General features: G+C 67.9%; 6 protein-coding genes. 1 reads left to right on the plus strand and 5 read right to left on the minus strand.

Annotated features, from left to right (window positions below):
- Positions 1–69: 69 nt before the first annotated feature.
- From Aple_RS37980 to Aple_RS38010, 5 genes are all read right to left on the minus strand, one after another.
- A complete protein-coding gene (locus tag Aple_RS37980) occupies positions 70–459 on the minus strand; it encodes a MerR family transcriptional regulator (protein ID WP_155349600.1) in 390 nt (129 codons plus the stop codon).
- Positions 460–476: 17 nt separating this feature from the next.
- Positions 477–1,496, minus strand: a complete 1,020-nt coding sequence (locus tag Aple_RS37985; protein WP_218038713.1) for an MDR family NADP-dependent oxidoreductase — start codon at positions 1,494–1,496, stop codon at positions 477–479.
- 809 nt (positions 1,497–2,305) lie between these two features.
- Entirely contained in the window at positions 2,306–5,662 is a 3,357-nt protein-coding gene (locus Aple_RS55035) for a coiled-coil domain-containing protein (protein ID WP_373869685.1), read from the minus strand.
- 113 nt (positions 5,663–5,775) lie between these two features.
- The gene (locus Aple_RS38000) at positions 5,776–6,729 is read right to left on the minus strand and encodes a hypothetical protein (RefSeq protein WP_246265031.1); all 954 of its coding nucleotides are present in this window, start codon (positions 6,727–6,729) and stop codon (positions 5,776–5,778) included.
- A 568-nt stretch (positions 6,730–7,297) separates the two neighbouring features.
- Positions 7,298–8,509: a hypothetical protein gene (locus tag Aple_RS38010; RefSeq protein WP_155349601.1), complete on the minus strand. Its 1,212-nt coding sequence runs from the start codon at positions 8,507–8,509 to the stop codon at positions 7,298–7,300.
- Between the two features lie 62 nt (positions 8,510–8,571).
- Between Aple_RS38010 and Aple_RS38015 the strand changes: the two genes are divergently transcribed.
- Positions 8,572–9,537 carry a winged helix DNA-binding domain-containing protein gene (locus Aple_RS38015; RefSeq protein ID WP_155349602.1) on the plus strand — a complete coding sequence of 322 codons (966 nt, stop codon included), beginning with the start codon at positions 8,572–8,574 and terminating at the stop codon, positions 9,535–9,537.
- Positions 9,538–9,718 lie beyond the last annotated feature (181 nt).

The following is a 9,718-nucleotide window of genomic DNA, read 5'->3' on the forward strand; positions in this document are numbered from 1 at the left end:
AGAGATCATTACCTAGCCGTAGCCGCGGTGGGTCCTCCTGCGTAAAGGGCTGGCAGGTAAATGGCACGCTTACGCGGTCTTCGCGTCTTCCTCCATCCCGATCCCGGCCCGCGCGGCGAGTTGTTCGCGCACTCGGGACAGGCGAGCGATCTCCGCGTCGAGGGCGGCGAGCCTGCGCTCCACCACGCCGCTCGCCATGGAGCAGCCGGGGCCGGCACGCGGCGGCAGTTTGTCGCCATCCAGCAGGTGCAGGCGATCGGCGCAAATCCGTACGTCCTCGATGGTCAGCCCGAGCGACAGCAACTCGCGGATGATGCGCACGCGATCCACCTCGCGCTGCCCGTACTCACGTTGCCCGGTCACGGTGCGCGGGGGCGGGGTCAGCAGCCCTCGCTGCTCGTAGAACCGCAGTGCCCGGGGCGTGGTGCCCGCCGCGGCTGCCGCGTCACCGATGCGCATCAGTCCTCCCAGAAGGCCTACAGTTCGACGATGACGGTCCCGAAATGCCGTCCCTCGAGCAGTTCGTGCAACGCCCGCGGCGCGTGATCGATGCCCGCCACCCGAACATGCGGGAACGTGATGTCGCCCGCCCGTAGCCAGCGGCCGAAGCGTTCGAGCCACTGGGATCGCGCCTGCTCGTCGTGGCCTTGGAAGGCCTGTATCGAGATTCGCTTGACGATCAGCTGCGCGGTGTCGAGTTCGACTGGCGAGGTCCCACCCGTTCCGTGTGGTGACATCTGCCCAGACAGTGCGCCGACCAGGACGAACCGGGCTCCGGGCCGGGCTGCGGCCACCGCCGCCTGGAGCTGGTCGCCGCCGACGTTGTCCAGGTAGACGTCGATACCGTCAGGGGCGGCCTTCGCCAGCTGCTCCTCGATCGGCGCCGCGCCGCGGATCACGGCCGCGCCGTACCCCAGCTCGGAGATCAGCCGATCGGCCTTCTCCCGCGAACTGGTGCTGCCGATCACCTGACCGGCGCCGAGCAGCCGGGCGATCTGCCCGGCCAGCGATCCGACCCCGCCCGCGGCGCCCGAGACGAACACGGTGTCCCCCGGCCTGACCTCGGCATCCCTGGTCAGCGCCGCGTAGGCGAGCCCACCCTGGCCCAGATGCGCGACGGGGTCGGGCAGCGCGTCGCCCAACGGCGTGACCTGGCCGACCGGCACGACCGCGTACTCGCGCCAGCCCAACCAGTGTGAGACCAGGTCGCCCGCCTGCGGCCCGCTGTCCCCGGTGGCCGACACGACCTCCCCGATCGCGGGCCCGAGCAGGGTGTCGCCGGGGCGCAGCGGCGGCAAGGGCGCGCCCTTCATACTCCCGCCGATCAGCGTACGAAGCGCGGCGAAGACGTGGAAGAAGCGATTGCGGACCAGCACCTGGCCATCGTCCGGCCTTGGCAGCGGGACCTCGGCGACCACGAAATGCTCTGGCTTCGGCAGCCCGTCCGGCAGGGTGGCGAGCCGGACTTCTCTTGACATTTGCGGCAGGGACGGCACGTTGCGCTCCTCAGATGTATGGCAAAAGGGCGTGGTGACCCTAACCCTTGACGCGCACGTCAAGGGCAACCCCTTCAGACGATCATGCGGCGATTCGTGATCGAGGTGAGCGCGAGCAGCAGACCATACGCGGACCTGAAGGACCAAAGGATCACCCGGACTGGACTTACGGTCGAGACTGGGACGACGGCGCCTAGCCGCCCTCGACGAGCTCGTCCGGGATGAAATCGACACTCCGGCGAACCCGCGCAGCCATGTCGTCCCTGGCTCGCGGCAGCACGCCGCTGGTCTCGCGGCACTCAAGCAGATCGCGGGCACGCCGCCGATAGTCGCGAATCCGTCGTAGCCCAGGCTGGTCGCGTCCGCGGAAATGTCATATGAGTTTCCGCTGGTAGCAGGCGTGGTGTCGTGAAATGAGGGTCGGCGAGGGTCGCCGACCCCCCGACGGTTCGACGCTGATCGGCCTGTCGCTGGTGATCCCGCTGGAGTGCCCGAGGGTGACCACCCGCTTCATCGACCTCGACACCCCCGCCGCCTGGTCGCCGAATCAGGCCGCCCGCAGACGGCCGGATCGTCGCGCTCCGCCGGGGACGCGTGCGTCTAGGCGTCTCTGGCCGACGTGTTCGGTGTCGAGCCGATCTGCCGTGTCCTGACCGAGCACGGCTGCCCCATCTCTGTCAGCACTTACTTCAGCTTGGCGGTGTGAGACGTCCGGCGGAGATCTTCATCAGCTCGGACCTGCCGCCTTGTTAGCCCACGCGGCCGATGCGGTCGCCGTGGGTGAGGTGAGCGATTATGCGTTGGGGATATCACGCCTTCGAGTTGTCGGAATTAATTAGAGGTTGAGTTTGGTTAGGGCGCGTTATCCAAGGGCTGAGGGTGTGGACTCGTTCGGGGTGGCGGTCGTGGGCGATGATGATTGGGGGGTCGTTATAGGGGGTTGCGTCGGAGGAGCGGCGGAGTTTGATGTACTGGCCGCAGGCGTCAATGGCGTAGGGTTCCATGTCGTCCTGGAGGGCGCCGATTACGGTGATGCCGTGGGTTTCGCCTATTCGGCGGAACAGGGAAACGGCTTCTCGGCGGTGTTCCTTGCCCAGGTTGCGGCCTAGTTCGTCGAGGACGAGGGTCAGGTGGGTGCCGCCGGAGGAGGCGATGGCGGCGGCGCAGACTAGTTTGACCGCTTTCTCGTCCATGAGGGCGGTGTTGGCGCGGCGGTTGTAGGGGACGTAGCTTTGGCCTTCGCCGCGGCGCCATTTGGGGATCACCCGCCAGGACCAGCGCTGTTCCGGGTCTGCGGGGGCGGTGGGGACAGGGAAGTCGAGCGTGGCGCCGTAGCCGCCGTAACCGGTGTCGAGTTTTCCGAATTCTTCGGCCACTCGGGCGAGCCTTGTTCTGATGGCCTCGGTCAGGGCGGCACGGTGGACGGCAGTGGATTGGGCGGCTTCTTCGGCGCCTTTGGTGGCGGCGGATAGGTCGCGGCGGCGGGACGTCACCTGGGATTCGATTTGGCGGCGCTGGTGGCGTTCGTATTCTTCCTGGCCGCGAAGGTAAGAGGAGAGGGAAGCGCAGAGGGCGGGGAAGGTCGCCAGTTCCTGGGCGGAGCGGCCGCTGCGGCGCTCTCGGATGAGGAAATCGAGCTCTTCGGGAGTTTCGTCGGTTTCGGCGAATGTGGCCCGCAGGGCGGCGTCAAGATGCCGTTCGGCAGTGCGCCACCATTCGTCGGCAGTCAAGGGGTCGGCGGTGGTCAGCCAGTCCCGGGCCGCCTCCAGTTCGCTGACCATCTCCGGCCTGCCGCTCGTGTGTGGAGCCCGGACCGCCATCGAAATGCCGTCCGTCCCCGGAGTACGGGCCGCCTCTTGGCCGTCGACAGCGCCGCCCAGTTGGTCGCCAAACATCTGGTGGTCCACCTGCTCACCTTGGGAGCCGTACGTTTCTGGTGTGAGGGCTGTCTCCGGGGCGTCGTCCGCTTCTGGTGTGGGGGTCGCCTTCAGGGTGCCGCTCGTTTCGGGGGTGCGGGCGGCCTTCGGGGTCCGCGCTGTCTCTCGGGTGCCGCTCGCCTCCGAGGTGCGGGCTGCCTTCGAAGTGCGGTTCGTCTCTGGAATACGGGCCGCTTCCGGGCTGCGGGCCGGGGAGCCTGTTGCCGTTTTCAGCTGAGGCGTGAGGGGAGGGGGCCAGTTGCTTGCCCATTCTTGGGACAGGGCTGGGAGGTCGAGGGCGTGGCGTTCGGCTGCTATCTCGGTGGCTCGGAGTCTGGCCTGGTCGCGTTCGGATTCCAGGCGCTGGCGGCGGGCGTCGAGGCGTTCGATCTCCATGTTGCGGGTTCTGGCGCGGAAGTCGAGGGTGCTCACTTCCTGTTCGGCGGTGTCCAGGGTGGGGGTCAGTTCGGCGATGGCCGCTTGCAGGATGCCGAGTTGGTCGCGCTGGTCTGTCAGTCGCTGGTGTATTTCGGCGAGTCGGATGGTGGCTTCCGCGCCTTCTACGCGGCGTTTCGCGGCGGCTACGCCCTCTTCGGCTTGGCGTACGGCGTGGGCCGCTCGTTGCTGGGTGTCTCGTGCCCGGGTCAGGCGTTGTTCGGCGGCTTTGATGCGTGCGTCACGGCCGGTCACGGCGTCTTCGAAAGCCCCGATCACGGTCACTCCGGCGGGACTGACCAGGACGGAGCCGGGCAGATCCGCCAATGCTTGTGCGGCTGCTCGCATGTGTCCCGAGTCGACGATCACGGCGAGGTCGTGGGGCCATCCGCCGGGAGTGGGCAGAGTGTCGTGGGCGTGTTCGGCGACGTCGAGGGCGTCCAGGAGGCTGGCGGCGGGGAGGCCCGCTGCGGACAGGGCTCTGAGCTGGGCGGAGGCGGGGCCGTTCTCCGCTTCTTGAAGGGCGGTTTCCGCGGTCTGGGCTTCACGGTCGGCCACGCCCTGGGCTTTGAGCGCCTCGTTGAGGCGATGCCGGGCGTCGGCGAGTTCGGTGTTCGCCGTGGGGACGTCAAGACCGTCGGATTGGCGCTGAAGATCCTCAAGTGCGGGGATTCGCGCGCGGAGTTCGTCGGCGGTGTTCTGGATGACGGCGCGTTCGGTCTCCAGTTTGTTGGCGCGAACCTGGATGGCGGCGAGTTCGCGGCGGGCGGCGGCCAGAGCGCGATCGAGCGAGTCGTCCTTCAATCCGCTGATCTCGGTCTTGACCGCCGCGATCGCCTCGGCGGCGGTGTCGGCGGCGTCCTCGTGGGCGGTGAGGTCGGTCTTGAGATCCTGGTCGCGGTCCGCGGCGTCGACGAATCGGCGGGCGAGCCTGCCCCGCCAGCTGCGCAGTGCCTGGGCCAACCGGTCTCTGGCCTGGTCACGCCGGTCGAACGTGCCGAGCAGCGCGGCCGAGTCCCGCTCGAATTCCCGCAGGCGTTCCTCGGCTTGGGCGGCGCGGACACGCTTGGCGTGCTCGTCACGCCGGGCTTCACGTTCCTGGTCGAGCTCACCGTCCAGGCCGGTTAGCGCCGCGATCGCTTCGAAGATGCGCTCGGGCGAGATCTCGTTCAGCGGTTGCGAGAGCAGGTTCGTGGCGACCTTGCTCCGGACCGACGTCGACAGGAACGAGACACACCTGACACGATCCCCATAAAGCACCCGGGTCAGATCACGAGCGACCACGTCCCGGCGCCCCGCGCTCTTCGGCAACTCCGCCCACAGCTCATCAGCTCTGCTGACCCGATCAGCTTCGGACGCCGCCCTGGCCAGGCGCACACCCTCCGCCCAGCGCACTTCAAGATGCGGCGCCTCCTGATTCACCCGCACCCACACCGTGATCGGCAACCCCGCCGAGGGCACGTCGAAGACACCGATGATGTATCCGTGATCGGCGCTCGCCCACTGCTGATCGCCTTGCGCCGCCAACTCGGCGTTGAACAGCAATTCGGACACGGCCTTCGCCCCTGACGCGAACCGCCACTGCTCATCCCCAAGCAACGCCGTGATCGCCGCGATAAACGAAGATTTCCCCGCCCCATTGGAGTCCTTGGGCCCAGCCCCCGCCACCACGATCAACGTCCCCGGCACCGTCGGCACCGGATGCGTCGACAACCGCGAAATATTGATCGCCTGCACAGCAACCAACACCCGATCCCCAACCACATTCTCCGTCACCGTGGGCGTGAGGACCGTCGCGGTCGCCTCGGATGTCATTTCCGCTCGCGGAACTTTGTTCTGCGTCACGGATGGGGTGGTCGGCCGTGCCGGGGGATGGGTGGGTTCGCTCTCCGCGGGGGTGGAGTTGGAGGGCGCTGGTGAGGGGTGCGTCACTCTTGTCCCCTTGTGGTGGTGGCTCGGCGGGAGCGGATGGCGATGGCGAGGGGGGTGTGTGGGCCGGCGGCGAGGATGAGTTCCTCCTGGAGGCGGGCCCGGGCGGCTTGGGTGAGGCGGTGGAACTGGGGGCCGGGAACGTAGCCGCCGGAGATTTCGTCGGCGCTCTTCATCTGGGTGAGGAGTCCGGCGTGGCGGAGCGTTCTGAGAGCGGCGTCCAGTTCGCCGATCGGGAGAAGGGTTCGTTTGCGTAGTTCCTCGACTGGTACGGGGTACGGCGACAGCCAGGTGTCCTCGGACAGCAGGCCCTCAGAGCGGGGGATCGCCACGGAATGGATCAGCACCAGGGTCAGGACCGCGCGCTCGCCCTCGGAGAGTTGCCCGTCGCCGGATGTGATGCCGTCCTGGTAGCCGGAGATCCAGGTGTCGCGGCGCTGGATCAGCGTTCGGCCACGCCGGGAGAGCATGTCGGTGAGGGTACGGCGCAGGGCCGGGTCGCGCAGGGCGGCGAACCGTGCCTCGTGCACCGGTTCCGCGACCTGCTCGACGACCATGAACGCCGCTACCAGTTCCGCCCGGCGGCGTTCGTCATACGGAGACAGGAGATCTTCCAGATCGGCGGCCCCTTCGTCTCGGTAACCGCTCACCGGCAGCCGCTCGGACTCGGTGTCCTCGGTCGGCGGGGGAACCGGCATTCTGCGCATCAGCTCGCGGAGCTGGGCATGCGAATCGGCGGGCCAGGTCGCGCAGCGGGGACCAAGCCGGACATACGCCTTCGTCAGATCACCAAGTTTGGCTCGCCCCCCGCGGGTGGCGATGTCATCCAAGCCGGATGTGAGGGTGATCCAGGCGGTGTCGTTGAGCCGGCGGAGGGCGCCAATTGCCCAGCTTCGGGTGGAGTCGTCGGGGCGGCCCGTCAGCGCTCGGTAGCAGCTGAGCACGGATGCCACGGGAACGGCAGTGCCTGGCCAGGGATCGCTGCCAAGGTCGGTCCAGCACGCACGGAGACAGGCCGCGAGCATGCGACGGGTCTCGCCCGAACGTTCGACGGGAAACGCGGGAAGCTGGTATTCATCCAGCACCGACGGCGTAACGCCATCCGGCCATTGGGCGAGAGCCAGCGTGGCCTCACCTTGCGCGAGGCCCTGCGCGAGACCTTGCGCGAGACCTTGCGAAAGACCCTGCGAGAGCCGGACAAACCCCGCAGGAACGCTCTCAGCAGGACCCAGGGGGAGAACCCCATTCATCCGGGCCCGAGCGTGCGCCTGCGGCTGCCGTTCCGGCACAGGCCGGGAACTTGCCAAGGCGTCCCGCGATGCGTGGGCCGGTGGCTGACCTGGCACCGACCGGGTGGCTTCGAAGCTGCTCCGCGTTGTCGAGGTCTGCGGTGGCTCATGACCAAGTACTGGTTGGGCACCTTCCAAGGTGCTCTGCATTATGTGGATCCGTAGCGGACGATCATGCATAGGTCGGGTGGCTTCGGGGTCGTCCCACGATGTGTGGGTCTGTGGCTCGGGTTCAGGCATCGGAGGGGTGCCTTTCGAAGGTGCCGTGGGAGAGCCAGCTGGGGTGGCCCTCTGGATGCGAGGTCAGGGTGTCGGACCAGCGCAACCGGTATGGCAGCTCCGAACGGAGGTCGGCGGCCGTGAGGTCGGCCAGGAGGCGGCGGATCGCGGGCCAGCGGTCGGTGAGAATCTCGCTGAGGGGGACTTCGGACCGGCCGGCGAGGGCGGCTTCGGCGACGGTGGTCAGACGGTCGAGGCCGGTGAGAACCGGAGCGTACGAATTTTCGGGGCCCGGGTCGGGAAGAGGGGATCTGGGCGGGGTCGGCCGGATCGGGGCGGGGCGAGGGGCTTCGTCGACGGCTTGGGCGATCGCGGCGGGATCGTGCCAAGGGGCGGCGGCGTCGAAGGCGAAACCGTCGAGAACGGCGGCGAGGCGTTCCCTGGTCGCGGTCTGGGCGAAGGTGCGCCAGGTTTCGGCGGGGAGAAGGGTGAGGTTTCTGGTGGTTCCGGCGGAGTCGGCCAAGCGTCCGGCGGCGCGGCGGGAGGCGTCGCTGTAGGCGTAGATCGCCGTACGCAGGTCGGTGCACGTCCGGTCCAGGGCGGGCCAGCGGCCGAGAATCGTGCCGTGCAGGCTCTGCGCCCGGCGGGCGATCTCCTCGGTGCCCCACAGTTTGGGCGCCTGCTCCCGCAATTCCTCGATCGTCCCCGTGCTGAGCGTGATCAGCTCCAGCGCCCACAACCGGAACGCCCTGGCCAGGTTGTACGCCGATTGCCTGGCCTGCTCCATCGTGGTCCGCGGATCGGCGACGTTGAGATCCTCCAACGCCAGCAGGCGATGCATCTCGCTCTGCCCACCGTCGTCCATCATCCGCCGGATGAACATCAACCCGACGACCGAGGTGAACGACGCCCGATATCGGAGCTGGTTCGGCTTGGGGAACACTTCGCGCACCGCGCCGAGCCCGCGCAGCACCCGCAGCCGATTCTCGAACTGATCGGCCGGATAAGCGCGGCAGGCATGCCGCATCTGCTCATGCGTCAGCCACTCCTCCCCGGCTTCCGCGAACGCGGCGAACAACGTCTCGGCGATGTCCACCAGCGCCGGATCGTCGACCACGGCCCCGCTATCCCGGGCCAGCGCCGCGAACATCCTCCGATAAGTGACAAGCACCGCCTCATCGGTCAGCGCGGCATCCAGCGTCTCCGGCACGATCTCCTCAGGCACGCGCTCTACCGTAGGACACGCCCCCGACAGTTCTCCGGCAAGCCGAGTTTCCGAGGAATCCCATGAACGATCTGTGGCCTGCGCGGGCGGTGTCCCAACTGCTGCACCGCCCACCTGGCACGCCCGCCGGGATCGTACGGAACCTGCTCGCTGTACAGGCACAGGACGCGCGCGCGGCGATGCTGGCGCTGCGCGCGCGGGGGACGGGGTTCCGCCGGACGGATGTGGAGAGCGCGCTGGCCGAAGCGGAGATCGTTCGCGCCTGGGGGCCTCGGGGCACGCTCCACCTGATCGTCGCGGACGACCTGCCCTGGCTGCTCTCCCTGGTACGCCCAGGAGTCCAGAACGCGATGCGCAGACTCCGCCAACTCGGTGTCGAGGGACAGACCCCGGAACAACTCGTCAATCGTGTGGACCGGGCGATGCGTGACCAAGGCCCGCTGACCAAGGCCGAACTCGCCGCCCGGTTGAACACCTCAGCTCAGGGCCAAACGGTCATCCATCTGGCCGCCCTCGCCGCCGAGAGAGGGCTCCTCGTGCTCGGCCCCAACCGTGATGGCAAAGCCACATATGTCCACACCGCCGACTGGCTGGGTGCTCCTCTCACCTTCGAACCTGACCGTGACAAAGCACTCACCGAGCTGGCGAAACGCTACCTCCACGCCCACAGCCCCGCAGGTCCGGAAGACCTCGCGGCCTGGTCAGGCATCTCCTTGGGCGACGCCCGCCGCGCCTGGAAACTCGCGCGATCACCCGAAAAACAACCACAAACCCATCCACCCGCCGATCTGGTACGGCTACTGCCCGCCTTCGACGAATACCTCCTTGGCTGGCGTACCCGCGAAGGGATGTTGTCCCACGTCCGAGAGGTCCATCCCGGCGGCGGAATCATCCGCCCAACGATCATCGTGAACGCCACAGTCACCGGCACATGGACAATCCGCCAAAAACAGATCACCCCCACTTTCTTCGCCGAACAAACCCCCCTCAACGACGAAATTTCCAACGTCCAAGCCTTCCTCGCCTAGTAACGCGGTCGGCCGGGCGGCGTAACCGTCTGAGAATGCCGACGGCAGGGGAAGGGCGACGGCCTGGAGGGGTGGCGGCCGGGGAAGGGTGATGGCCTGGGAGCGGCGGCGGTTTGAGAACCGCCACGGCTTGAGAACCGCCACGGCTTGAGAACCGCGACAGGTGTGGGAATGCCGACGG

The sequence above is a fragment of the Acrocarpospora pleiomorpha genome (assembly GCF_009687885.1).
Lineage (GTDB): Bacteria > Actinomycetota > Actinomycetes > Streptosporangiales > Streptosporangiaceae > Acrocarpospora > Acrocarpospora pleiomorpha.

Coding starts and splice junctions, on each gene's coding strand:
- Aple_RS55035 (WP_373869685.1), bottom strand. CDS start 5,662: ATGACATCCGAGGCGACCGCGACGGTCCTCACGCCCACGGTGACGGAG.
- Aple_RS38015 (WP_155349602.1), top strand. CDS start 8,572: ATGAACGATCTGTGGCCTGCGCGGGCGGTGTCCCAACTGCTGCACCGC.
- Aple_RS37980 (WP_155349600.1), bottom strand. CDS start 459: ATGCGCATCGGTGACGCGGCAGCCGCGGCGGGCACCACGCCCCGGGCA.